Annotated in this window: 21 protein-coding genes; 13 read left to right on the top strand and 8 right to left on the bottom strand. The window is 47.9% G+C overall.

What is annotated here, in order from left to right; genetic code table 11:
- The 3 genes from GWG06_RS06510 to GWG06_RS06500 all read left to right on the top strand — a co-directional run bounded on the left by GWG06_RS06510 (position 1) and on the right by GWG06_RS06500 (position 1,682).
- A complete protein-coding gene (locus GWG06_RS06510) occupies positions 1–804 on the top strand; it encodes a class I SAM-dependent methyltransferase (RefSeq protein WP_127042015.1) in 804 nt (267 codons plus the stop codon).
- Positions 805–808: 4 nt separating this feature from the next.
- Positions 809–1,204 (top strand): lysozyme inhibitor LprI family protein, encoded by a 396-nt coding sequence (locus GWG06_RS06505; RefSeq protein ID WP_160712121.1) that lies wholly within the window; start codon positions 809–811, stop codon positions 1,202–1,204.
- A 70-nt stretch (positions 1,205–1,274) separates the two neighbouring features.
- Entirely contained in the window at positions 1,275–1,682 is a 408-nt protein-coding gene (locus GWG06_RS06500; protein WP_127042019.1) for a hypothetical protein, read from the top strand.
- A gap of 125 nt (positions 1,683–1,807) precedes the next feature.
- Here GWG06_RS06500 and GWG06_RS06495 read toward each other — a convergent pair whose 3' ends face one another.
- Positions 1,808–2,947, bottom strand: a complete 1,140-nt coding sequence (locus tag GWG06_RS06495; RefSeq protein WP_127042021.1) for a formimidoylglutamase — start codon at positions 2,945–2,947, stop codon at positions 1,808–1,810.
- A gap of 731 nt (positions 2,948–3,678) precedes the next feature.
- Between GWG06_RS06495 and GWG06_RS06490 the strand changes: the two genes are divergently transcribed.
- Positions 3,679–4,782, top strand: a complete 1,104-nt coding sequence (locus GWG06_RS06490) for a glycosyltransferase (protein ID WP_127042023.1) — start codon at positions 3,679–3,681, stop codon at positions 4,780–4,782.
- Between the two features lie 104 nt (positions 4,783–4,886).
- Here GWG06_RS06490 and GWG06_RS06485 read toward each other — a convergent pair whose 3' ends face one another.
- Positions 4,887–5,216, bottom strand: a complete 330-nt coding sequence (locus tag GWG06_RS06485) for an arsenate reductase family protein (RefSeq protein ID WP_160712119.1) — start codon at positions 5,214–5,216, stop codon at positions 4,887–4,889.
- A 96-nt stretch (positions 5,217–5,312) separates the two neighbouring features.
- Between GWG06_RS06485 and polA the strand changes: the two genes are divergently transcribed.
- The 3 genes from polA (at position 5,313) to GWG06_RS06470 (ending at position 10,078) form a co-directional block, all read left to right on the top strand.
- Positions 5,313–8,132, top strand: a complete 2,820-nt coding sequence (gene polA / locus GWG06_RS06480; RefSeq protein WP_160712117.1) for a DNA polymerase I — start codon at positions 5,313–5,315, stop codon at positions 8,130–8,132.
- Positions 8,133–8,304: 172 nt separating this feature from the next.
- Positions 8,305–8,829 (top strand): GNAT family N-acetyltransferase, encoded by a 525-nt coding sequence (locus GWG06_RS06475; RefSeq protein WP_127042029.1) that lies wholly within the window; start codon positions 8,305–8,307, stop codon positions 8,827–8,829.
- A gap of 100 nt (positions 8,830–8,929) precedes the next feature.
- Positions 8,930–10,078 (top strand): C1 family peptidase, encoded by a 1,149-nt coding sequence (locus GWG06_RS06470; protein WP_127042031.1) that lies wholly within the window; start codon positions 8,930–8,932, stop codon positions 10,076–10,078.
- 139 nt (positions 10,079–10,217) lie between these two features.
- On the opposite strand, the gene GWG06_RS06465 is transcribed toward GWG06_RS06470, so the two are convergent.
- Both GWG06_RS06465 and GWG06_RS06460 read right to left on the bottom strand, forming a co-directional pair.
- Positions 10,218–10,523 (bottom strand): hypothetical protein, encoded by a 306-nt coding sequence (locus tag GWG06_RS06465; protein WP_127042033.1) that lies wholly within the window; start codon positions 10,521–10,523, stop codon positions 10,218–10,220.
- Positions 10,524–10,536: 13 nt separating this feature from the next.
- Positions 10,537–11,154 (bottom strand): L-threonylcarbamoyladenylate synthase, encoded by a 618-nt coding sequence (locus GWG06_RS06460; RefSeq protein WP_127042035.1) that lies wholly within the window; start codon positions 11,152–11,154, stop codon positions 10,537–10,539.
- 136 nt (positions 11,155–11,290) lie between these two features.
- Between GWG06_RS06460 and mtgA the strand changes: the two genes are divergently transcribed.
- A complete protein-coding gene (gene mtgA, locus GWG06_RS06455) occupies positions 11,291–12,007 on the top strand; it encodes a monofunctional biosynthetic peptidoglycan transglycosylase (RefSeq protein ID WP_160712115.1) in 717 nt (238 codons plus the stop codon).
- Positions 12,008–12,010: 3 nt separating this feature from the next.
- Here the strand turns inward: mtgA and GWG06_RS06450 are convergent, their stop codons facing one another.
- The 4 genes from GWG06_RS06450 to GWG06_RS06435 form a co-directional block, all read right to left on the bottom strand.
- The gene (locus GWG06_RS06450; protein WP_160712113.1) at positions 12,011–12,532 is read right to left on the bottom strand and encodes an AAA family ATPase; all 522 of its coding nucleotides are present in this window, start codon (positions 12,530–12,532) and stop codon (positions 12,011–12,013) included.
- Positions 12,529–13,152, bottom strand: coding sequence for a nicotinamide riboside transporter PnuC (pnuC, locus tag GWG06_RS06445; RefSeq protein WP_127042041.1), 624 nt, complete (start codon positions 13,150–13,152; stop codon positions 12,529–12,531). The genes GWG06_RS06450 and pnuC overlap by 4 nt, the downstream gene beginning before the upstream one ends.
- Before the next feature lie 141 nt (positions 13,153–13,293).
- On the bottom strand, positions 13,294–14,985 hold the full coding sequence (locus tag GWG06_RS06440) for a PNGase F N-terminal domain-containing protein (protein WP_160712111.1): 1,692 nt from the start codon (positions 14,983–14,985) through the stop codon (positions 13,294–13,296).
- Positions 14,986–15,075: 90 nt separating this feature from the next.
- On the bottom strand, positions 15,076–15,672 hold the full coding sequence (locus tag GWG06_RS06435; RefSeq protein WP_127044210.1) for a NifU family protein: 597 nt from the start codon (positions 15,670–15,672) through the stop codon (positions 15,076–15,078).
- Between the two features lie 154 nt (positions 15,673–15,826).
- Here GWG06_RS06435 and GWG06_RS06430 point away from each other — a divergent pair, with 154 nt between their 5' ends.
- The 5 genes from GWG06_RS06430 (at position 15,827) to gltB (ending at position 25,411) form a co-directional block, all read left to right on the top strand.
- The gene (locus GWG06_RS06430) at positions 15,827–16,342 is read left to right on the top strand and encodes a ferritin (protein WP_127044211.1); all 516 of its coding nucleotides are present in this window, start codon (positions 15,827–15,829) and stop codon (positions 16,340–16,342) included.
- 55 nt (positions 16,343–16,397) lie between these two features.
- The gene (locus tag GWG06_RS06425; RefSeq protein ID WP_127044212.1) at positions 16,398–16,850 is read left to right on the top strand and encodes a methylglyoxal synthase; all 453 of its coding nucleotides are present in this window, start codon (positions 16,398–16,400) and stop codon (positions 16,848–16,850) included.
- Positions 16,851–16,965: 115 nt separating this feature from the next.
- Positions 16,966–18,834 (top strand): mechanosensitive ion channel domain-containing protein, encoded by a 1,869-nt coding sequence (locus GWG06_RS06420; RefSeq protein WP_160712109.1) that lies wholly within the window; start codon positions 16,966–16,968, stop codon positions 18,832–18,834.
- Positions 18,835–18,905: 71 nt separating this feature from the next.
- Positions 18,906–20,447 (top strand): glycoside hydrolase family 10-like protein, encoded by a 1,542-nt coding sequence (locus tag GWG06_RS06415; protein ID WP_160712107.1) that lies wholly within the window; start codon positions 18,906–18,908, stop codon positions 20,445–20,447.
- A 443-nt stretch (positions 20,448–20,890) separates the two neighbouring features.
- A complete protein-coding gene (gene gltB, locus GWG06_RS06410) occupies positions 20,891–25,411 on the top strand; it encodes a glutamate synthase large subunit (protein WP_160712105.1) in 4,521 nt (1,506 codons plus the stop codon).
- The last annotated feature ends 42 nt before the right edge of the window (positions 25,412–25,453 follow it).

Below are 25,453 nucleotides of genomic sequence, written 5' to 3'. Positions count from 1 at the left end.
ATGAATAGCGGACAGGAATATATTGCTGCCAACAGAGAAATGTGGAATAAGCGTACAGCCGTGCACGTTACTTCGGACTTTTATGATGTGCCGGCGTTCCTGAATGGCCGCAATTCACTGAACAGCATTGAGCTGGAGCTATTGTCCGGCGTGGAGGGAAAACGTATCCTGCATCTGCAGTGTCACTTCGGACAGGATACGTTATCTCTTGCGCGTTTAGGCGCCACCGTTACCGGTGTTGATCTTTCCGATGCCGCCATAGCGGTTGCCAATGACCTTACCGCACAACTTTCCCTGCAGGCGCAGGCACGCTTCATCTGTTGCGACCTGTACAGCTTGCCGGAACACCTGGAAGACCGCTTTGATATTGTTTTCACGTCTTACGGCACTATTGGCTGGCTGCCCGATCTGGACAAGTGGGCTGCAGTGGTGCAACGCTACCTGAAGCCCGGTGGTTCCTTTATTATGGCGGATTTCCACCCTACGCTCTGGATGTTTGACGACGATTTTACCACCGTGAAATATGATTACTTCAACACGGCTCCTATTGTGGAAGAGGCCACCGGGTCTTATACTGACCGTAGTGCCGAACTGAAGGATACCTCCTGGTCATGGAATCATCCGCTCAGCGAAATTATATCGGCACTGGTGACGCAGGGCCTGCAGCTGCAGGTATTCCGCGAGTTCGACTATTCCCCCTATAACTGCTTTAATAACACGGTAGAGCAGGACGGACGCTATTACATCCGCGGAATGGAAGGGAAGCTGCCTATGGTATATGCATTCAAATTCTATAAACCTTAAACAGATGAAATCATTTGTAGTCACACTGTTGCTGATTGCTGCCAGCGTAACCGGCTTTGCCCAGTCACAGGCTGAATTGAACAAGAAAGCCGAAAAAGATTACAGGGAAGCTGATAAGGAGCTGAATACCGTTTATCAGCAGATAGTAAAGGATTATGCCGCCAATAAGAATTTTCTCACGCATTTAAAGGATGCGCAAAAGGTCTGGATACAACTCCGCGATGCACAGGTAAAAATGATGTTCCCCGAATCTGCCAAATTTTACGGCAGCGTTTTCCCCATGTGCAAATCCAATTACCTGACGGAACTCACCCATCAACGTATAGAAACCCTGCGGACGTGGCTTAGCCCCCATCAGGAGGGAGATGTATGCTCCGGCTCCATCGGCGCCAGACAATAGCAGCGTTCTTGTTAAATTAACATATATTTATATATAATAATTTTGTATTTTTGGCATTCACACAGTGCCTATGCGAAACCTTATCCTTATACTGTTGGTTTTCCTGTGTTCCAATGTTTATTCCCAGTCGCGTTCCGCTGCGCTGGATACACTCGAAACCCGTTATCAGCAGTGCCTCTCCCGGAGCAGCAACAGCTATGGCTGTGCGCTCACCTATTACAAACAGCTGGACAGCCTCCTGTATTCCACCCTGCAACACCTCTACAGCCACATCGATCTAACCCGCCAGCATAAACTGGAAGCTGATCAGATTACCTGGGAGGAAAAAAAAGATGTCTATTTTAAAAAGATAGATGAACGGGTAGAAAAGCTGCACAAAAGCACCATGAACGGCCTCGATGATGACATGATCTCCACTGACAATAAAGCCGCCTACCTTAAAGACAGGGTTAACGCGCTGCTCGACATAACCATTTAGATTGGGTTATTGGGTTATTTGAGATTTGGTTATTTGAAATGCAGCGAAGATTGTTGCGAACATATTCGCGCATGTCTTCGCTGCATTTCAAATAACCAAATCTCAAATAACCAAATAACAAAATATCACAGTCTTTCCTGGTGCCGCAGCCACCTTTCCGGCATTTCGTTGTTGCTGGCGAGGAGGTAATCATTATAGGCGCAGGGAACAAATTCCTGGTCGGGGAGTTGCATCCACCAGCGGCCTGTTTTTTTGCTTTTGAGGAAAACGGTTTCTATATCGGAGAAGGCTATATGAAATTCCCAGAATGCATCGCGGTCATCCAGTAAGGCTTCCTTATTTTTTACGGCGCGACCATCCATGAAGTACCAGATCATCTGTGAAATCTGGCGTGCGGTGAGGTTTTCCTTATCTTTTTCAGGGCGGTAGCCATAGATACCGAAAGACGAGAGCCGGCTGCTCATACCGGCATAGCGGGCCAGCGAGCAGGCTTCTTCTCCGCTGAAACCGTTAGGGGAGAGGTTATTGGCAGGAGCGTCGGTGTGGCGGATGATATTGATATCAAGACTGAATAAATCAGAGTGCCTGAGTACCGGTTCTGCTTCTTCCATATTTTCCCGGATGCGGCCCAGGCGGTAGCAGTCAAACCGCAGCTTGTCCAGTGTTTCGAGCATACGCGGGTGTACAAAATAACTCTGGAAGCCGAGGTGATTGTAATGGCGCAGGTAGTTGGGCTGTTCCGTGAGGATGTCCATCAGATAACGTTCGCTGCGCAGGGCGGATTCCTCCTGCAGGTCGATGAGCGCATCAGCTACGGTAGCTTCGATAATCAGTTGCTGTGAGGCATACGCCTTGTATTGTGCGTAGGTAAGATCATGGGATCCTCCGAGGATGATAATGGTTTTGTTAGCTTGCAGCAGTTCGCCTGCCACTGTTTTGAGTGCGGCGTAGGCATCAGCCAGGAATGCGCCTGAGCGCAGGTTTCCCACATCGGCGAGTTTAATATCACGATGCCAGTTATACAGCCGGAAGAATTCGCGGCGAATGGCGTCGGGGCCATGCGTACCGGTTCTTCCGGTTTCGCTGCCTCTTTCTTCGCCTACCCCTAATAATATGATATCTGCGGCATCCAGATCAGGCTGATGGTTATCTTCATACACATCAATTACCCCTCCGATCTGAAAGGCATCATATTCCTGATCATCGTTGAGAAATGCTTTGGAAACGGGTTGTAAAAAATCCTGCAGGTGTGAAAAATCTGCCATCACTTATTTGGGTTTGGTTTGATGGCAAACGTACAACAAGAATTTAATAAAAAAGCATAACGAAACTTATAAGCAGCGGGTTAAGCTACTAAACAACCGATACGCATACACTACTTACAGTCCAGGAAAAAATCTAGTTCTTGTGAATGATGAATTCAAAAGGCTTGTGTGACTTGCGCGATATTGCCTTTTCCAAGGTCGCCCGCTTACTGGTAATCCTGCTTTTGTTGCAATCTACTACTTCCATCACGGCGCATAAATAGTCCATCGTTTCAATTAAAGACAACATCTCACTGATCTGTCTTACGGCGGATTGAATTTGCTGCTCAGTGTACCTATCTTCATGTAGCAGGATTAATAAATCTCTATCTACAGGTTTCATGAATAAAAAATTTGATTGTTCCCTGAAAAAATTATTTCGCTAGGTATTCACGGGATAATCCAAAAAAAGATAAGGTAAAATTGTTAGTTGTTGCTGCTTACATGATGAGTGTTAGTGCATCCGCTTTTTGTTCATAGTGGGACATCCGCAATCGTTTTTCTTAAACACTTTACAGCCCGACATTGTTGTTAAACTTCCACACAGAAAAAAGATCACCATCCATTTAAATTGTTTCATACTGCAGTTTAATATACTTATCGATTAGTTTATATCCAGCCAAAATAGTTTACCTTTTCTTAACAATCACCCTTTGTAATTTAAGCTAAATTCGCAAAAAAAATCAATTTATTTGTCCACAATCCTGACTCCCGCAAAAATTTTAGTTGTCCCCCTGGATTGGGGTCTTGGACACGCCACCCGTGATATTCCTCTTATCTATGAAATGCTAAACGCAGGTGCTCAAGTTTTTATTGCAGCAGAAGGAAAACATGCGGCATTATTACAGCAGGAATTTCCGGACATTAAGATACTGCCGCTTCCCGGATACCGGATCCAGTACGCGCAGAAAGGTAAGTTCTTCGGAATGAAGATCATACAACAGATTCCCAAAATTTACCGTACTGTAAAATACGAGCAGCGCTGGCTGAAGAAAGTGGTGAAAGAGTATGGCATTCAGGCGGTGATTTCTGATAACCGCTTCGGGCTTTACCATAAAGATATCCCTACGGTGTTCATTACCCATCAGCTGCTTATCAAGACACCCTTTGGTGGCTGGATTGAGCGTACCCTGCAGAAAATAAACTATAGTTTTATCCGTAAATACAGCGCCTGCTGGATTCCTGATTTCGACGGCAGCAACAATCTCTCCGGCGAACTGGCCCACCCGGCGCAATTACCGCCCAACACCCGGTATATAGGCTGTCTGAGCCGCTTTGAGCCGAAAGAAAATGTAGCTAAAAAATATGACCTGCTGGTCCTGATTTCCGGCCCGGAGCCACAACGCTCCAACCTGGAAAAACTGGTGCTGGATCAGGTAAAACAGCTTTCTGTAACGGCATTGATTGTCAGCGGTAAACCCGGCACCCCTTATCACGAGGAAATTGCGCCGGGCATCACCCATGTAAATCACCTGAACGCCAAAGAGTTAAACGAAGCTATGCTGGCCTCCGACCTGGTGCTGAGCCGCTCCGGCTACACCACCCTGATGGATCTCGTGAAACTTAATAAAAAGGCGATTCTCATTCCCACACCGGGGCAGTCTGAACAGGTCTACCTGGGTGAATACCTGATGGAAAAAGGATATTTCTATTCCCTTCCACAGGAATCATTTGTATTAAAAACCGCCCTTGAAGCTGCTGCTGCCTTCCCGTTCAAATCCTTCCAGCACGAACAGGACATGAACGAGTACAAAAACGCGGTTAAAGCCCTCCTTAAAAAGGTCGCCACTATTTAGTTATTTAATATTTGGTTATTTAAAATGCAGCGGAGAATTTCGCGAATATATCCGCAACCATCTTCGCTGCATTTCAAATAACCAAATCTCAAATAACCCAATAACTACATGTTCCTTGTTTCTGCGGCAATGAAAATCCGCTCGCCGGAAATACCTACCGGGCGCTTCAGGAAAGAGTATTCCTGTAGTATCAGGTTACGGTAGTCAGCTTCTGTCAGTTCTTTTTCATGCAAGCCCATAGGACGGTATTGCTGGGACCTGCGGCTGAAAAGCGCTTCATAGCTGCCTGCCAGCCGGTGCATTTCATCGAGCTGCTCCGGCGTGATTTTATCTTTTTTTATGTCCTGTAAGATGATCCCCCTTTCTTTCGCTTTTATCTCTTCCAGAATCTTCTTACAGGTGCTACAGGTCGACAAATAATATATCTTATTCATATGCTTATTTTTTTCTGCCCTAAAAATACATTGTGGATGTATATTGTGTTACAATCTTAATTTTGTGCATTCAAATTAATTCTTGTAGGTTTAGCGATGCAAAAGAAATTATTTTTACTGGACGCTATGGCGCTGATTTACAGGGCATATTACGCTCTGATCAGAAATCCCCGGGTTACCAGCACGGGGCGCAATACCAATGCGCAGTTTGGGTTTACAACAACTTTACTGGATCTCATCAATAAAGAAAAACCTACTCACCTGGCCGTTGCGTTTGATACACATGCGCCTACCGAACGTCATACTACATTCACCGACTATAAAGCCAACAGGGAAGATGCCCCCGAAGATCTGCTGGACGCTCTTCCTGATATTAAACGCATCATCGAAGGATTTAATATCCCGGTGGTGGAATTAGATGGATATGAAGCAGACGACGTTATCGGAACACTCGCCTGGCAAGCTGCTGAAGCGGGTTACAACGTATATATGGTTACGCCCGATAAAGACTACGGTCAGCTGGTGAAAGACAATGTATATATCTATAAGCCGCCATACATGGGCAGCAAGGAAGAAATCCTCGGTCCAAAGGAAGTATGTGAAAAATGGCAGATCAAGGATGTATCCCAGGTGATCGATATTCTCGGCCTCATGGGCGACGCTGTGGATAACATTCCCGGTATTGCCGGCGTTGGTGAAAAAACAGCCATGAAACTGCTTGCGCAGTACGAAACACTCGAAAATGTGCTGGCCAACGCAGATGCCATCGGCGGCAAGATGGGAGAGAAGATCAAAGCCGGCGCTGAAAGTGCCGTCCTCTCCAAAGAACTGGCTACCATCATCACCGACGTACCGGTTACTTTTCATGAAGAAGATTTCTGTCTGACTGACATCAACAAGGAAAAACTCACAGAGATTTTTACCGAACTGGAATTTAAGACACTGGGTAAAAGGATCCTGGGAGAAGGCTTTACCAGCGGAAACGGCGCTGAAACTAAAGCCAAAGTAGTGCAGACAGACCTGTTCGGCAACGCTACCGCCGTTGATACCGCACCAGCAGTAGATGAAGCGGCCTCCGAAGCCGCCAGCTTCCTCGCCCCGGATAAAAATATCAGCAACACGCCACATCAATACGAGCTGACAGATACCCCTGAAAAAAGAGCCGCACTGCTTCAGCAGCTGCTGCAACAGCAGGAAGTATGCTTCGATACGGAAACTACCGGCACCGATGCCAATGCAGTAGATATTGTAGGGATGAGCTTTTCCTATACTCAGGGAGAGGCGTACTATATTCCGCTGCCGGCCGATCATGATGCTGCACGCGCTATCCTGCATGAATTTCTGCCGCTGTTCCAGCACCCGTCCATCACACTCGTAGGACAGAATATCAAATACGATATGCTGGTGCTGAAATGGTATAGAGTGGAAGTCACCGCCAACCTGTTCGACACCATGCTGGCGCATTACCTCATTGAGCCGGAAGGCCGCAGGAGCATGGATGCACTGAGCGCCCAATACCTGCAGTACGAGCCGGTTTCCATAGAATCCCTCATCGGTAAAAAAGGAAAGGGACAAGGGAATATGCGCGACGTGGAAGTAGAAAAAATCAAGGAATATGCGGCTGAAGATGCAGACATCACCCTGCAGCTGAAAGGTGTTTTTGCCCCGATGCTGCCGGAAAGAAAAGTAGACAAGGTATTTTACGAAGTGGAAAACCCGCTCGTTAAAGTACTTACTGATATGGAGTTTGAAGGTATCCGCATCGATACCCAGGCACTGTCTGACTACTCCCGTGAACTGGAATCGGAAATCAAACGGGCGGAAGAAAGCGTATACGAACAGGCAGGCGTTCGCTTCAAACTCGCATCGCCCAAGCAACTCGGCGAAGTGCTGTTTGAAAAACTGCAACTCGACCCTAAAGCCAAGAAAACGCGCACCGGGCAATATGCTACCGGCGAAGACGTATTGGCAAAGCTCGCCAACAAACATAAAATCGTAGATGATATTCTCATCTTCCGTGAGCTGAGCAAACTGAAATCTACCTACGTAGATGCATTGCCGTTAATGATCAATCCGCGTACCGGCCGCGTGCATACCTCCTATAACCAGGCAGTAGCTGTAACCGGTCGTTTAAGCTCCAACAATCCTAATCTGCAGAATATTCCTATCCGCACGGACAGAGGCCGTGAAGTACGTAAGGCATTCGTTCCGCGTAATGAAGAATACGTATTATTATCCGCCGACTACTCCCAGATTGAGCTGCGCATTATCGCCGCTATCAGTGAAGATCAGCAGATGATGGATGCATTCCGTCAGCAGATAGATATTCACGCTGCCACGGCCGCCAAAGTGTATAACGTAGCGCTGGAAGATGTAACGCCTGATATGCGCCGCAATGCCAAAAGCGTCAACTTCGGCATCATCTACGGCGTGAGCGCATTCGGATTATCCGAAAACCTGGGTATTCCGCGTAGTGAAGCCAAAACACTGATAGATAACTACTTTGCACAGTATCCGTCCATTAAAAAATATATGGATGACCAGATACAGTTTGCACAGACTAACGGTTACGTACAAACGACACTGGGCAGAAAAAGATGGCTGAAAGATATTAACTCTTCCAATGCCGTAGTACGCGGTTATGCCGAAAGAAACGCCATCAATATGCCAATCCAGGGTACAGCCGCAGATATGATCAAACTGGCCATGATAGCAGTGAACAAGGCTTTCAAAGAAAATAACCTGCGCTCCCGCATGCTCCTGCAGGTGCATGACGAATTGGTTTTTGATGCGCACCGTTCAGAACTCGAAATAATTAAACCCCTGATATTAGACTGTATGCGCAGCGCATTACCATTGGCCGTTCCCGTAGAAGCAGAACTGGGAACCGGCGAGAACTGGCTGCAAGCACACTAATTAACAGGAATTATGAATTACGAATGATGAATGATGAGTTGAAAGCGAAAATATTAGCAACGATCAAAAATAATTGTACGCTTATATTTTCGCTTTCAACTCATCATTCATCATTCGTAATTCATAATTCTTCACACTTGTATTTCCCAAAACAGTTTACTAGTTTCAAAACATGATCCAAACACCTCGACTACAATTGTTGCCTTGCTCGCTGTTGCACTTTGAATCACTATTACAGGGCAATGATACACTGGCTGACCTGCTTGGAATTACGGTGCAGGAAGGCTGGACAGAATACCCTGAAATGGTGTTGGTGGCATATGATAAATTACGCAACGACCCTTCTATGCTCGGCTGGTTCTTTTATCTCGTTATCCACCGGGAAGATAAACGCCTCATCGGCGCCGGCGGTTTCAAGGGAAAACCTAATCAGGACGGCATCGTGGAAATGGGCTACGAGATTACCCCCGACTACCGCGAAAAAGGGCTTGGCTCCGAAATGGCACAGGGCCTTATCCGGTTTGCCTTCGGGCATTCCTATGTTCAACGCGTCATCGCACACACAGAGGAAGAATACAACGCATCCGTTAAAATATTACAAAAATCAGGAATGCGTTTTGTCGGCACTATCAAAAACAGGGAAAACGAAGACCTGTGGGAGTGGGAGATCACCCGCGCCCATTACGAAGAAAAGTAATCAAGTACCCCGTAATGCTCCGTTCATCCATCTTTTAAAGGGAAGAATACCTCCTTTCCCTTATTTTTGGCCCTTTGTTAAAAAACCATCATTATTACTCATGAAGAATTGGATAATAGGTGCAGCCTTGCTTTGCGGTACATCTGCAGCATTTGCACAAACCAGCACCAATGTGGAAGGTAGCCGCTATCAGTTTACGGTTCTGAAGAACCTGGATGCGGGAGACGTACAGAACCAGGGCCGCACAGGTACCTGCTGGTCTTTTTCCGGATTATCTTTTTTTGAATCTGAATTACTGCGCAACGGTAAACACAAGGGCCTCAACCTGAGCGAAATGTTTGTGGTACGTAAAATGTATCCGCTGAAAGCTGATAACTACGTTCGCATGCATGGAAAAAGCAACTTCGGAGAAGGCGGCGGTTTCCCGGACGATCTCCTCTGTCTGCGTGAATACGGCCTGGTACCTCAAAGCGCTTACGATGGCAACAAAGTAAAAATGTACAACCACGCTGAAATGGAAAAACTCCTGGAAGGCCTGGTGAAAACTATCGGCGATGCGCAGGGCACTATCAACCCAGACTGGAAAAAAGCCTTTAACGGCGTACTGAACGCCTATATGGGCGAAGCTCCTGAAAAATTTGATTATAACGGCAAATCATACACGCCGCAGTCTTTCGCTAAAGAACTGGGCCTGAATGCTGACGATTATGTGCTGATTACTTCCTTCAACCACCACCCTTACAACTCACAGTTTGTACTGGAAATTCCGGATAACTGGAACTGGGAAAAGGTATACAACGTAAACCTGACTGACTTTACCAATATCGCTGAAAACGCTATCATGAACGGCTACACTATTGCATGGGCTGCTGATGTAAGCGAAAAGGGCTTCAACTTCAAGGAAGGCCTGGCTATCGTGCCGGAAAAAGACTTCGCGGATATGTCTGCCGAAGAAAAGAAAAATGCCTTCCTGCAGCCAGGTACCGAAAAAACCATCACTCCTGAAGTACGCCAGGTAGCTTTTGATAATTTCGAAACCCAGGATGACCACGGTATGCATATCGTTGGCCTGGTAAAAGATCAGAACGGCACCAAATACTTCCGCGTGAAAAACTCCTGGGGTACTGAAACTTTCAGCCAGGGTTACTTCTACGCTTCCATGCCTTACTTCGCTTATAAAACCACCAGCTACATGGTGAACAAAAAAGCGTTACCTGCAGATATCGCAAAGAAACTGGGTATTAAATAATTATCCCTGTAAATAAAGGAAAGGCGGTCTTGTCAGACCGCCTTTTTTTATGACATTTACCCGCCGGCATATTAATTGACTATGTCAAATATATTTATTTGCCTCAAGCAAATAAATACAACAAAAACACCGACCGTACTCACTTTCCTTCTTTGCGTTGCGTATAATCATAGCTACCGAGCCGTACTTTCAAAGGCAAGCCTGTCTTTTTCTGCCAACCCCATTCCTGTTTGCAGAAAAACCCGAAATGCTGGTTATAATAAGCATTGGATGCCATCATATAAACAGGATACGCTGCCGGTTTAACCGGGGCAGGGGCAGGCATTACTACAGCCGGTTTAACTGCCGGCAACAGGTGTACCGGCTTCAGTGAAAATGTCTGGGCTGATGCAGGCAGCATTCCCCACAGGCAGCAGCAACCGGTTATCCACCACATCTTCTTCATAAAAAAATATTTATCAGGTAATCTCTTCAAAACTGCCTAATCCTTCGCGGATAAGTTCCGGTTCAGGGCCGGTGCAGTCTATCACGGTGGAGAATGCCATTCCGCCCGGGCCACCGTCCACCACAATATCCACCTGCCGGCCGAACTTCTCATAAATGATTTCCGGGTCCGTATATTCTTCTACGTAGTGCTCTATGGGCAGGGTAGTACTCATCAACGGATTATCCAGCTCTTTTACAATAGTTCTGCAGATATTATTATCTGGTACCCTGATACCTACGGTGTCTTTCTTTGTTTTTAACAATTTGGGCACCATCCTGCTGGCAGGCAGAATAAAGGTGTATGGCCCCGGCAACGCCTTTTTCAACATTCTGAACACAGGCGTATCCACACTTTTGGCGTAGTCCGATAAATGGCTCAGGTCATAACAGATAAATGAAAAGTGCGCTTTCTTCAGGTCTACCTGTTTAATCCGCGCTATCTGCTCAATAGCCTTATGTTGGGTAATATCACAGCCCAGCCCGTAAACCGTATCTGTCGGATAGATGATGATCCCCCCGTTTTTCAGGCAATCAATGATGGTATGAATATGGCGGGGATTTGGGTTATCCGGATGCACACGTAATAGCATAAGCAAAGTATTTTGAGTCCACTGCTACGTAAATTTACCGAAATATATCCGCAACAACCCGCAAATCGTATTTTCATCATGCGTAATTCGGTAATATCTTCCTACCTTTCGGCCCGATTTTTCTAAACCTACGCGGATGAATTTAAAAGGTATTGTTCCCAGAACGTGGAGGAGGCTGAAGAGAGTACTACTGGTTTTAATTGTTGCACAATTTGTTTACATCGTCATATTAAAATGGGTGAATCCACCCATTACCCTTACCATGATCTCCAGCTGGTTCAGCCTTTGGGGTACCGACAAAAAATTTCATAAAACATGGGTGAGCTACGATGAAATTTCGCAGCATGCGAAACTCGCTGTGATTGCCAGTGAAGACCAGCTCTTCCCGGATCATGACGGATTTGATTACAAATCCATCGAAAAGGCCATGAAGCATAACCAGAGCAGTAAAAAGATCCGCGGCGCCAGCACTATCAGTCAGCAGGTGGCTAAAAATGTATTCCTCTGGCAGGGGCGCAGCTGGATCCGCAAGGGCCTGGAGGTGTATTTTACTTTTATGATAGAGAAGATATGGGGAAAACAGCGGATACTGGAGATGTACCTGAACGTAGCGCAAACCGGCGATGGTATTTTCGGTGTGGAAGCGGCCTCCCGCGAATATTACGGCAAAAGCGCCGCCATGCTGAACCGGGAAGAAGCTGCCATGATTGCTGCCTGCCTGCCTAACCCCGTAAAATATACCGTGAATCCGCCAGCCAGAATAACCGCCTGGCGGCAACGGAAGATACTTGTACAAATGCGCAACCTCGCACCTGATCTGGACATCATGGAACTGGTTACCGGCCGGAAGTAATGTCTATGATGGCAATAACCGGTTAACAGCCGCTATTGCCAGCGCTTCCCGTTCGTCAAAACTTCCCCGTATATCCGTCCAGGTTACACCGGAGCCGATAACAATATCCTTGTAGATATTATAAAAGTACTGTCTCATTTCCGGATCGGGGTATTCCCGCTGCGGATCTTCTTCCCAGGGAAGATCTATGTAGGTCAGCAGGTAATGGTCACACTCCTGCGCTGCAATTTCTTTTAGTATGCGGGGGTCGCAATCTTCGTATTTATGTTCGCTCCAGACCTTTATGACGTATAGGTCTGTGTCACAAATCAATACAGTACTGGCCCTGGCAGCCTGCTCCCTTTCCAGCTGCAGCTGCCCCTCTGCAATAGCCAGCAAATCATCTTTCTCATAGGGACGCCCCAGGTGGTCCAGGTATTCTCTGGCGTATTCCGGCGTCCATACGGTATTGAAATGTGCTGCCAGCTTAGCGCTCAGCGTGCTTTTTCCTGTTGACTCAGGCCCTATGACAACAACTTTTTTCATGAATGTGCTATTTCCTGTTGCATGACTGTCTTACGCCAGCTTGCATATCCGAACAGGGCAATGATAAATAAAAAGATGGTAAGAAATGCCGTGAGATATAAATGTTTGTAGAACAACAATGGTACTGCCACAAAGTTGGAGATATTCAACAGTATCCAGTTTTCCAGCTTACGTTTTGCCAGCAGCCACATACCGGCGCAGGCTGTAGCCGATATAAAGCCATCCATTACCGGCACATTGGAATCGGAGAAATTCACCAGCAACAGGTAAAACAGCACCCAGCCTGTCAGCGCTATGGCAACCGCTGTCAGCATTTCCCTGCGGCTGCTGCGTGTAATTTTTACTTCCGGCCTTTGCGTAGCCTTCCTTGACCAATACACCCAGCCATATATGCTCATCACCAGGTAATAGGCATTCAGCGTAGCATCCGCATATAATTTAAAGTGCGCTCTCGAAAGCAGATAAGTGTAAATGCCGGTGCTGATAATGCCAGTAGGATAAACCAGGATATTATTTTTCTTCTGAAAAATAACAGACAAAACCGCAAAAATAACCGCCACCACTTCCAGCCACGTCATTTCATGCAAGCCGGTTTGTATGCCATTAAAGATCTCATTCATCTTACGAAATTACGCTCATTTTATTATTTGATTATTTGAGATTTAATTATTTAAAGCGAAGACCTGAGCGAAAACTATCCGCTCAGGTCTTCGCTTTAAATAATTAAATCTCAAATAATCAAATAATAAAATGACCCGTAATTATTTATTGCCCATTAATGTTCCTGACACATTCCAGAAACTCTGACTGGTACCTTCCGGTTTTCCCTGCGGGATAGCTACTTTGATGGTATGGATACCGGGAGTAACGTCTGGCAGGGAGATGAATACCGGCGGGGTGAGTGTGCCGGGGCACCAGTTGGAGCGGCTCAGGTCTGAGGAAGAGAGGCCGTTGCCGAAGTTACCGGATGCCGGGTTGGAGAGGCGGTAGGTGGCGCAGTCTGTACGCCAGGGGATGAAGCGGTAAACTCTTTTTCCATCGATGAAGATTTCATTCTCTTTAGGATTGAATTCATCGCCGCCGCCCCAGCCGCCATGACCAGTGGTGATGTAGCGCAGCTGCAGGTTCTTAATTCCTTCCGGGATGTTGACGGTAACGGTCAGAGAGTCTTTATCGAAGAGGGTAGCGTATTCCTGTCCGGCCATTTCCATGATGTTGGTGGTATTAAAAGCCGGGTATATCCAGTTGGGCGAAGCATGGCTTTCTTCATCATCGTAACCCGGGTAGTACTTGAGGCTGAGGCTTACTTTATGGCCGCCTTTGTCGTAGTTGCCGATGTATACGCCTATCCATACATCGCCCTGCAGGCGTTGTTGCAGTTCTGTTACATCCTGTTTGTATACAACGGAGTCCGCCCAGTTATAGCCTTTGATTTTCACCTGGTCATTGAAATGGCGTACTCCGAAAGGCGTGAAGAAACGGAGTATTTCCAGTACCGGGAAATAGTTGTCGGTGGCCACCATACCCTGATATTTTTTACCGTTGGCGGTAGTAACGAAGGGGAGGGCAGCAGCGCCTTTCTGCAGGCCGTCGAGGAAAGAAGATGCTTTATCGGTAGGGATCATGAATACGGATCCTGTTCTGTCATATGCGTCGCCGTTGGAGTACTGTACCAGTTCAGCGAACAGGTTCTCTCCTTTTTTGGGTGCGGGCAGTTTTATTTTCTTCAGGATGATGGTGCCGCCGGCGTAGTGATACACTTTATCTGCCTGGTCCCCGGAAGGGTTGGGGGTCTGATTACCCCAGGAGATCTGTTCCTGGTTGAAAACGGGCAGGGTAGTATATCTGCTGTCTATCACCTGGCGCATGTAAGCGGCATCGTCTACCTGCTGGCCTGTATTGGATGGCCATGCCAGTTCTTCGGCAGTAATTTTACGATAGGTTATTTTCCTGGCGATGGTTTCGCTGTTACCGTTTCTTACGATGCGGAGAACGAGGCCCAGACCCGGAGCGATGGTGATGTTAGGTGTTCCTTTCAGTGCCGGTGCGTTGGTATACCATACTTCGATGGTGTTGGAGCGGATGAAGAGTTTTGCTTTTTTGCAGACATAACCAAGGATGGTAGCTGTGTCGGGGAGTAGTTCTGCGGTGGCATATTCGGAGAACGGCTTTTTCAGCGTGTACGTGTCACCGTTAGGAGTGCTGAGTACCTGCCAGGAGGCTTTTTCATCGAGTTGCAGGTATTGCTGTTCTTTTTGTTTTGCGCCGCCGGGAACCAGGTGCGCTCTGTTGTGGTCAATGATAAGCTGCAGGCTGCCGCCGGTTTCTTTTCCGTTGTTGCTGAAGCCGTAGGTGATAACGGCAGATGCACTGTCTATGCTCTTTTTCTTTTGTGCCCATACCGGATGCGCAGTGATAACCAGTCCGGTTATCCAAACCAAAACCCTTTTCATTGTTACTTTAATTATATTTTATCCGAAATAAAAAAGCACAGCCACTAAGACTGTGCTTTCATTTAACACTATCATTCACTCAACTATGGCTTATTCTGCTTCTGCCACCACTTCCTTCACTTCCGGTATCATGCGTTTCATCATGCCTTCAATACCGGCTTTCAGCGTAATCATGGAAGATGGGCAACCGGAGCAGGAACCCTGTAACATCAGTGTAACCGTGCCGGCGTTGTAATCTTTGAACTGGATAGCGCCGCCATCCATTTCTACGGCTGGTTTCACATAGTTTTCCAGTAATTCCTTGATACGTTTAACCACATCGCTGTCATCTGCACTCACTTCGTTACTGGCGGTATCTTTCGTTACCACCACTTCATCTTCGTTAATAACAGGACGGTTATCCTCCAGGTATTCCTTCAGGAAGGCTTTCACTGTAGGGATTATATCATTCCAGTCTGTTTCAATGGTTTTTGTCAGCGTAATAAAGTTCGCCATGATAAACACTCCCCGGATGAACGGGAAGCTGAATAACTCCATCGCTAACGGCGATGGTTTTGCACTCGCCTCATCAGGAAAATCGATGCTCTTGCCTGGATACAGCAGTTTGTTGGCCACAAACTTCATGGTTTCCGGGTTGGGCGTCATTTCCGTGTATATGCTGATGATCGGATTTCCTGTTTTAATCATTTTATCCTAATTTACTCTACAAAGGTAACATTTTCCGGGCAGAATTTCAGACCTGCCCTCCTCAAAACCTATCGAATTTTACAATATTCTTATAGGCAGATTTGATTTTGCAGATTGTCATTATTCACCCCGGTATAAATTAAAATTTCCTTCCATGCTACTAAAAGAACTCTCCCAGACCATCGAATCAGCATTGAACAAACAGGTTGAAATGGAAGCCGCCTCGTCCCAATATTACCTGGCAATGGCATCCTGGGCGGAAGTGCAGGGCTATAACGGTATTGCCCAGTTCCTCTACCGCCACTCCGATGAGGAAAGAGTACACATGCTGAAACTCCTGAAGTTTATCAACGAACGCGGCGGTCATGGCCTCGTACCCGCACTGCAGCAGCCTACTGTGAAATTCAAAAACATACATGCCATTTTTGAACATGTGTACAGCCATGAACTGCTGGTGTCAAAAGAAATCAATAACCTGGTGGATATCTGCCTGAGCGAAAAGGATTATTCTACCCACAACTTCATGCAATGGTATGTCACCGAGCAGATTGAAGAAGAAAGAATGGCCAGGAATATCCTGGATAAACTCAAGCTCATCGGGGAAGATAAAGGCGGTCTCTATATTTTCGACCGCGACCTCTCCACACTGGATACCGGCGACAAACACTAATATTAGTCAAAAATTACATTTATTATTTGCGTGTCACCTATTACTTTTGCATCATATGCAAACAATAAAAACGCTGAAAGCACGCAAAAGGATCGCTTTGATAGCACACGATCATAAAAAGGCGGAACTCATTGAATGGGCCACCTATAATAAAACTGTGCTGAGCCGCCACGAACTGTACGCTACCGGTACTACCGGCAAGCTGGTAGAAGAAGCGCTCGACGTATCCGTCAGAAAACTCCTGAGCGGCCCCCTCGGAGGCGACCAGCAAATCGGCGCCCTCGTGGCAGAAGGCGCACTGGATGTAATCATCTTCTTCTGGGACCCCATGGAAGCGCTGCCCCATGACCCGGATATCAAGGCACTACTGAGACTCGGCGTAGTCTGGAATATCCCCGTTGCCTGCAACCGCGCATCGGCCGACTTCCTGCTGACCTCTCCGCTGATGCACCAGGACTATGAAGTGATTCTGCCTGATTACTCGCAATACACACAAAGAAAAGTATAATCACGCCGGATCACTTCACAGCTCCGGCTGGTCTGCCCTTATAAATTTCCACACACACCGCCGGCAGCCGCGCACGCTACAGGAATTTTCCGTACTTTAAGAGAAAGCTTCGGGAATGAAATTGTCTATTGTTCTATTTTTAACCGCCGTCCTAACCACTACGGTTATACGCACCTTTGCGCAAACAGACAGCAGCAAAGCACAGCAAGACTCTATCACTAATACCCACCTGGAACAAACCACACAGCTGCTGCGCCAGAACGACTCCCTCGTTAAAGCCGATGCCGCTGAAAGAAACACCCTGCTGCAACAGATTGAATCCCTGAAAAATGATAACGATAAACGAAAACAGGAACTGCAGCAGCAACTCCGTAACATAGACCAGACAGATTCTCTCAGAAAAGTTAAACAGCTGGAAAGAATAAAACAGCTGAAAGCCATTACCAACGGCATTCCCGTGGCTCCCTTCCAGGATACGCTGTTCCGTATCTACAACCGTCTCGGCGCACAGCAGCCCAGCGACCGCGCTGCCAATATTGAACGGAAACTGCAGCAGCTGGAACATGATCCCTTTTTCGCTGCCGACTCCCTGAAACCTGCTGCCAACGAAAACAACGTGGACATTATCTATAACGATATCATCCTGATGACGGTTACTGACGATGATGCCCTGTGGCTGGAACGCGACAAATCATCTGTTGCCGCAGAATACGCCGCCATCATGCGGAAGGAAATTCTCCTGCAGAAAGACCAGAACAGCCTGAAAAACGTACTGATCCGCATCGGTTGGCTGGCCCTGATACTGGCGATTTTCGGCCTGATCGTATACGGCATCAACCGCGTGTTCAAACGCATCCGCATCCGGCTTATCAAGCGCAAGGAAGAATATTTTAAAGGCGTAAAAGTAAAAGGCTACGCCCTGCTTAACCAGCAGAAACAACTGGGCCTCTTTTACAGTGCCCTGAAAATAATCCGCATCGTACTGATACTTTTTATCTTCTATATTACGCTGCCGCTGATTTTCAGCATTTTCCCCTGGACCAAGGGTATTGCCGACAAACTCATTGACTGGACACTTTCTCCTATAAAAGCCATACTGGCGGGCGTTTTGCAGTACCTACCCAAACTGCTCACCATTCTTGTCATTTATATTGTAACCCGCTACCTGGTCAGGCTCGTTAATTACCTGGCAGCAGAAATTGCCTGCGGCAACCTCCAGATAAAAGGCTTTTACGCGGACTGGGCCATGCCCACCGCCAGTGGTATTAAATTCCTGCTGTATGCCTTTATGTTCGTAGTGATATTCCCATACCTGCCCGGTTCGGATTCCAAAATATTCCAGGGTGTGTCCGTATTCCTCGGCATCCTTTTCTCCCTGGGCTCATCTTCCGCCATATCCAATGTTGTTGCCGGCTTTGTTATTACGTATATGCGTCCTTTTAAAATAGGGGACCGCATTAAAATAGGGGATATTACGGGAGATGTGATCGAAAAAACATTACTCGTAACACGCCTGCGCACCATTAAAAATGAAGAGATCACCGTCCCCAATGCCAGTGTGCTGAACGGCCACACCATCAACTTCACCTCCTCCAGCAAGGACCTCGGACTCATACTCCATACAACGGTTACCATCGGGTACGATGTACCGTGGAAACAGGTGCAGGAACTGCTCATCAGGGCAGCCCTGGCCACCGATGGTATCCTGAAAGACAGGCCACCGTTTGTGCTGCAGACCGCGCTGAACGATTTTTCCGTTGCCTACGAAATCAACGCCTTCACAGACCAGTCGCACAAAATGGCTGTTATTTATTCCGGCCTGCATCAGCAGATACAGGACCAGTTCAATGCTGCAGGCATTGAAATTATGTCGCCGCAATACCACGCACACCGCGATGGAAGCGCCAGCACGATTCCCGCAGACTATCTGCCGAAAGATTATGCACCGCAGCCTTTCCGCGTGGATATAAATAAACAGCCTTAATAATCACACATTTATGGAGCAACCGGCTTCCTTTTTGCTATTTTCGCATCTTACGGATTAAAGTAAGGCAGATGTTAAAGCAATTATTAGCAGGCGCAATCCTCTGGATTGGAATGATGCAGCAGGCCTGGGCGCAATTGCCGCCCAAAAGGGAACTGAGGGCCGTATGGGTAGCCACCATCGAAAATATTGACTGGCCTTCCAGACGTGGCCTGAGTACCGAACAACAGAAGCAGGAATTCATAGACCTGCTTAACAGACACCAACGAAACGGGATGAACGCAGTCATTGTGCAGATACGGCCGGTGACAGACGCCTTCTACCTTTCCCCATACGAGCCATGGTCCGAGTACCTTACCGGCACACAGGGCCAGGCGCCTAATCCATTCTACGATCCGCTGCAGTTCATGATCGAAGAAACACATAAACGCTGCATGGAATTCCATGCATGGTTTAACCCTTATCGTGCTGTGTTCAACCTCAGCCGCAGCAGTGTTACGCCGGATCATATCACCCGTCTGCGCCCGCAGTGGTTCGTTAACTACGACAATAAAAAGTACTTTGATCCCGCTATTCCGGAAGCCCGCGAATACGTTACCACCGTTATCCGTGACGTGGTAAAGCGCTACGATATTGATGCTGTTCACTTCGATGATTACTTTTATCCTTATCGTGTTCCCGGCAAGGATTTCCCGGATAATAACTCGTACCGGCTATACGGAAATGGCATGGCCAGGGACGACTGGCGCCGGGCCAATGTAGACGCCATCATCCAGATGCTGAGTACTGCCATCAAAGCTGAAAAGCCCTGGGTGAAATTTGGTATCAGTCCGTTTGGCGTATGGCGGCACCGGGAGAAAGATCCGGAAGGCTCCTACACCCGCGGAGGCATGTCTAACTACGATGATCTTTATGCCGACATTCTCAAATGGCTGAAGAAAGGCTGGATAGACTATGTAGCCCCGCAACTGTACTGGGAGCGCGGTCACCGCCTGGCCGATTACGAAGTGCTGCTCAACTGGTGGGGCCAGCATGGCTACGGTCGCCAGGTATATATAGGACACGGTGTGTATAAACTGAACAGCAACGCTGCCTGGAAAAATCCGCGTGAGCTGGTAGTGCAGCTGGAAGAAGCCCGTACGCTGAATACCATACAGGGCGATATTTTTTACAGCGCCAAATCATTTGCCGGTAACCCGCTGGGTATAGAAGATTCTCTGCGTAACCATTTCTACAAATATCCAGCACTGCGCCCCGTAATGTCCTGGCTGCCTAACACGGCCCCTGAACCGCCGTATTTTATAGATGCCTTCGAAAGACCCGGCGGACTTGAAATTCATTGGACTGACGATGATACCACCGGCCGCACCAAAGGATACGTACTTTACCGCTTCGAACAGAACGAAGCGATTAACGTTTCCGACCCTACGAAAATTATCAGCATACAACCACAATCACCAGACCCGGAATTTAAAGATGCCGGTTATATCAAAGGCAGAAATTATACATATGTCATTACCGCACTGGACCGCCTGCAGAACGAAAGCCACCAGGCCGAACCACTGCGCGTTCACGTAAGAGGCGGCAAAACCTATTTTACGTTTGAACCCTAACTTATATCGGGGATTTTATTATTTGGTTATTTGAGATTTGTAGCCAATTAATATGCCCCCTGAAAAATTTATGGATTTTGGAATTTTGAAATTTCGGAATTGTAAATACAGCGGATGAATACGCGAAGATCTTTGCTGCATTTTTACAATTCCGAAATTTCAAAATTCCAAAATCCGTAAATTTTTCAGGGGGCATATTAATTGGCTACAAATCTCAAATAACCAAATAATAAAATCCCAAACACCCTTGATATTTTAAGAATTTCAATAATTTCTCCACTATTTTTATTTTTTTCTAAATTTTTGGCTTCTAACAAAAGTTTGTATAAAAAATACGGCATTCCTTTAGTATCTTTAAACCGTTCCCGAATTATATCGTACACCATAACCACCTGGCGAAAGCCGGAGGGGAGAGGTATGTCAAAGCAAAAAATCTAAACCAAATGGATGAAGTGAAGCAAACGCAAGGTTTATACCGTCCGGAATTTGAACATGATGCCTGCGGAACAGGTTTTACCGCTCATATTAAAGGCCGTAAATCCCACCATATTATTCGTGATGCTTTAACCATGCTGGAAAATATGGAACACCGCGGCGCCTGTGGCTGTGAACAGAATACAGGTGATGGCGCAGGAATCCTGTTTCAGATGCCACATGAATTTCTGTATGACGAGTGCCTGAAAATCGGTATTCGCCTGCCAGAGTTCGGAAAGTATGGTGTAGGCATGGTATTTTTTCCAAAAGAACCCCGCTGGCGCGAAGAATGCCGCGAAATACTGCAGCGCAGCGCTGAAAAACTGGGCCTGGAAATACTGGGCTACCGTAAAGTGCCGGTGCGCCCTGATGGCATCGGTGAATCCGCCTTGTCTGTAGAACCGGAAATAGAACAGGTTTTCATTGCCTGTCCTTATTCTATCAGTGATCCGGAAGCATTTGAACGCAAACTGTTTGTGCTCCGCAACTATGTTTCCAAAACAGTCCGCAATACCATTCCTAAGGAGAAAGCACTGTTCTACATTGCTTCCCTGTCATATAAAACCATTGTGTATAAAGGTCAGCTGACCACCTATCAGGTACGTCATTATTATACAGACCTGAGTGACGAAAAGATGGTATCAGCCTTTGCGCTGATCCACTCCCGGTTTGCCACCAACACTTTCCCCAGCTGGAGACTGGCGCACCCTTACCGCTATATTGCGCATAATGGTGAAATCAATACCCTCAAAGGCAACCTGAACTGGCTCCGCGCCGGTGAAAGGGATTTCATATCCAGGTACTTCACACCGGAGGAAATGGATATGATTTTACCGATAGTGGAAGAAGGACAATCCGACTCCGCCAGCCTCGATAATGTTATCGAGTTGCTGACACTGACCGGCCGCTCCCTGCCGCATGTTATGATGATGCTCATCCCCGAAGCATGGGATGGCAACGAGGCCATGGGCACAGAGAAGAAGGCTTTCTATGAATACCATGCATCGCTCATGGAACCCTGGGACGGGCCGGCCTCCATTTCTTTCACGGATGGTAAAATCATCGGCGCTACGCTGGACCGTAACGGTCTGCGTCCCAGCCGTTTTGTTGTAACAAAGGACGACCGGGTTATCATGGCTTCTGAAGCAGGGGTATTACCGGTAGATCCTAAGAATGTAAAAGAGAAAGGACGCCTGCAGCCGGGTAAAATGTTCATCGTAGACATGGACCAGGGCCGCATCATCGGCGATGAGGAGCTGAAGCAGCAGATCTGTTCCCAGCAGCCTTACGGCGAATGGCTCAATAAATATAAAATCCGTCTGGAAGAGCTACCAGAGCCAAGAGTCACGTTTACTCACCTGGAGCACGACCAGATATTCAAATACCAGCGCGCTTTCGGCTATAGCACGGAAGACCTGCACCACATCATTGCGCCGATGGCCATTGACGGCAAGGAGCCGGTAGGTTCCATGGGTACAGATACGCCGCTGGCTGCGCTGAGCAATCAACCGCAACATCTCTGCAACTACTTCAAGCAGCTGTTTGCGCAGGTAACCAACCCACCGATAGACCCTATCAGAGAGCGGCTGGTAATGTCTCTGGCTACCTTCGTAGGCGGCAACGGCAACCTGCTGGATGAAGATCCGCTGCACTGCCATAGTCTGGCGCTGCGTCATCCGATCCTGAACAACTACGAACTGGAAAAGATCCGCAGTATTGACACCGGCCTGTTTCAGGCGAAAACACTGCATACCTATTTCAAGGCTGACGGTAAACCCGGTTCCCTCGAAAAAGGGCTGGCGCGCCTTTGCCGCTATGCGGTAGACGCTGTGGAAGATGGCTTTGAGGTGATTATCCTGTCGGATCGCGCCATCGACTCCGAACACGCGGCCATTCCGTCTGTCCTCGCGGCTTCCGCCGTACACCATCATCTGATCCGCAAAGGTATCCGAGGATCTGTAGGGCTGATCGTTGAAGCCGGCGACGTCTGGGAAGTGCATCATTTCGCCTGCCTGCTGGGATTCGGCGCTACTGCCATCAATCCTTACCTGGCGCTCAGCACCATCCGCGACATGAAGCTGTCCGACAAGCTGGACACCGCACATGATGTGGATAAACTGAAGAAAAACTATATCAAGGCTGTCTGCGAAGGCTTGCTGAAAGTATTCTCCAAAATGGGTATCTCCACGCTGCAATCCTACCAGGGAGCGCAGGTGTTTGAAATCCTGGGGATCAATCAGCAGGTGGTAGATAAATATTTTGCCGGCGCTGTTTCCCGTATTCAGGGGCTGGGCCTGGATGAAATTGCCCGCGAAACGCTGGCTAAACACTGGATGGGCTATGGCCGCAAGGAAACTCCGGTACAGCGGCTGACGGAAGGCGGTGTGTACCAGTGGAAGCGTAAGGGAGAATTCCATCTCTTCAATCCTACCACCATACACCTGCTGCAGTATTCCACCCGCATGGGAGATTACAGTACCTTCAAAAAATATTCTAAAGCAGTAAATGAGCAGAGCGAGAAAGCCTGCACCCTGCGAAGCCTCTTTTCGTTTAAGCGTAACCGTGCTTCTATTTCCATTGATGAGGTAGAACCTGCCAGCAACATTTTCAAACGCTTCGCCACCGGGGCTATGAGCTTTGGCTCTATCTCCCACGAGGCGCACTCCACCCTGGCCGTTGCCATGAACCGCATCGGCGCCAAAAGCAATACCGGCGAAGGGGGAGAAGATGAAATCCGTTATCAGCTGATGGAAAACGGCGATTCTATGCGCTCTGCCATCAAACAGGTAGCCAGCGCACGTTTTGGCGTAACCAGCTATTATCTTACCAATGCAGATGAACTGCAGATTAAAATGGCCCAGGGTGCAAAACCCGGAGAAGGCGGTCAGCTGCCGGGCCATAAAGTAGACGAATGGATTGCCAAGGTAAGACACGCCACACCAGGCGTAGGGCTGATTTCACCGCCGCCGCATCACGATATTTATTCTATTGAAGATCTGGCGCAGCTGATCTACGACCTGAAAAATGCTAACCGTGCAGCGCGCATCAGCGTTAAGCTGGTATCAAAAGCAGGCGTGGGCACCATTGCTGCCGGCGTAGCCAAGGCACATGCCGATGTTGTACTGGTATCTGGTCACGACGGCGGTACGGGCGCTTCTCCTGAAAGCTCCATCAAACACGCCGGGCTGCCGTGGGAGCTGGGTCTGGCGGAATCGCACCAGACGCTTGTGAAAAATAAACTGCGCGGCCGGGTAGTGCTGCAAACAGACGGCCAGCTGAAAACCGGCCGCGACATTGCCATCGCAACGCTCCTCGGCGCGGAAGAATGGGGTGTAGCCACCGCTGCCCTGGTAGTGGAAGGCTGTATCATGATGCGCAAATGCCACGTGAACACCTGTCCTGTAGGCGTTGCCACTCAGGATCCTGATCTGCGCAAACGCTTCAACAGCGATCCGCAACATGTGGTAAACCTCTTCACCTACCTGGTAGAAGAACTCCGCGAAATTATGGCTGACCTGGGCTTCCGTACCATCAACGAAATGGTGGGCCAGGTAGATTGCCTGCAGATGCGCGAAGGCATCACCCACTGGAAAACGCAGAAACTGGACCTGTCTCCGATCTTATACAAAGAACCCGCGGCACCTGAAACCGGCCTCTATAAACAGGAGGAACAGGATCATGGTATCAGCGAAGTGCTGGATTGGCAGCTGCTGAAAGCTGCACAACCCGCACTGGAAAAGAAAACACGCGTTTATCAGCAGTTCCCGGTAAAGAATACCGACCGTACGGTGGGCACCATTCTTTCCAACGAAATATCCAAACGCTACCAGAGCGCAGGACTGCCGGAAGATACGCTGCACTTTAAATTCATCGGCTCCGCCGGGCAGAGCTTCGGCGCTTTCACCACCAAAGGGCTCACGCTCGAACTGGAAGGAGAAGCCAACGACTACTTCGGCAAAGGCCTCTCCGGTTCCAAACTGATACTCTATCCTCACGGAGAGTCCGGTTTCAAGGCAGAAGAAAATATCATTGCCGGCAACGTGTGCTTCTACGGCGCCACCTCCGGGGAAGCCTATATCCGCGGTAAGGCCGGCGAACGCTTCTGCGTCCGCAACTCCGGCGCTACCATTGTGGCGGAAGGCGTTGGCGATCATGGTTGTGAATATATGACCGGCGGTAAAGCAGTCATACTCGGTGAAACCGGCCGTAACTTCGGCGCTGGTATGAGCGGCGGTATTGCCTATGTATATGATGTGAAAGGCACTTTCGCCAACCACTGCAACAGGGATATGATTGACCTCGATCCCCTGGATCAGGACGATGTAACTGCACTGCAGGATCTCATCACTAAACACCACGCCTATACGAACAGCACCGTGGCTAAATTCATACTGAAAGACTGGGAAAACCAGTTACGCCACTTCGTAAAAGTATTCCCGAAAGAATACAAGGCAGTAGTGAAAGCTGGAAAAGTCCAGGTGAAAATTTAGTATTTGAGATTTGATTATTTGAGATTTATGGCCATCGCCATC

Source organism: Chitinophaga solisilvae, assembly GCF_009928525.1.
GTDB lineage: Bacteria > Bacteroidota > Bacteroidia > Chitinophagales > Chitinophagaceae > Chitinophaga > Chitinophaga solisilvae.
Note: the sequence above shows the minus strand (reverse complement) of the source record. Positions and strands in the feature narration are given on the sequence as shown.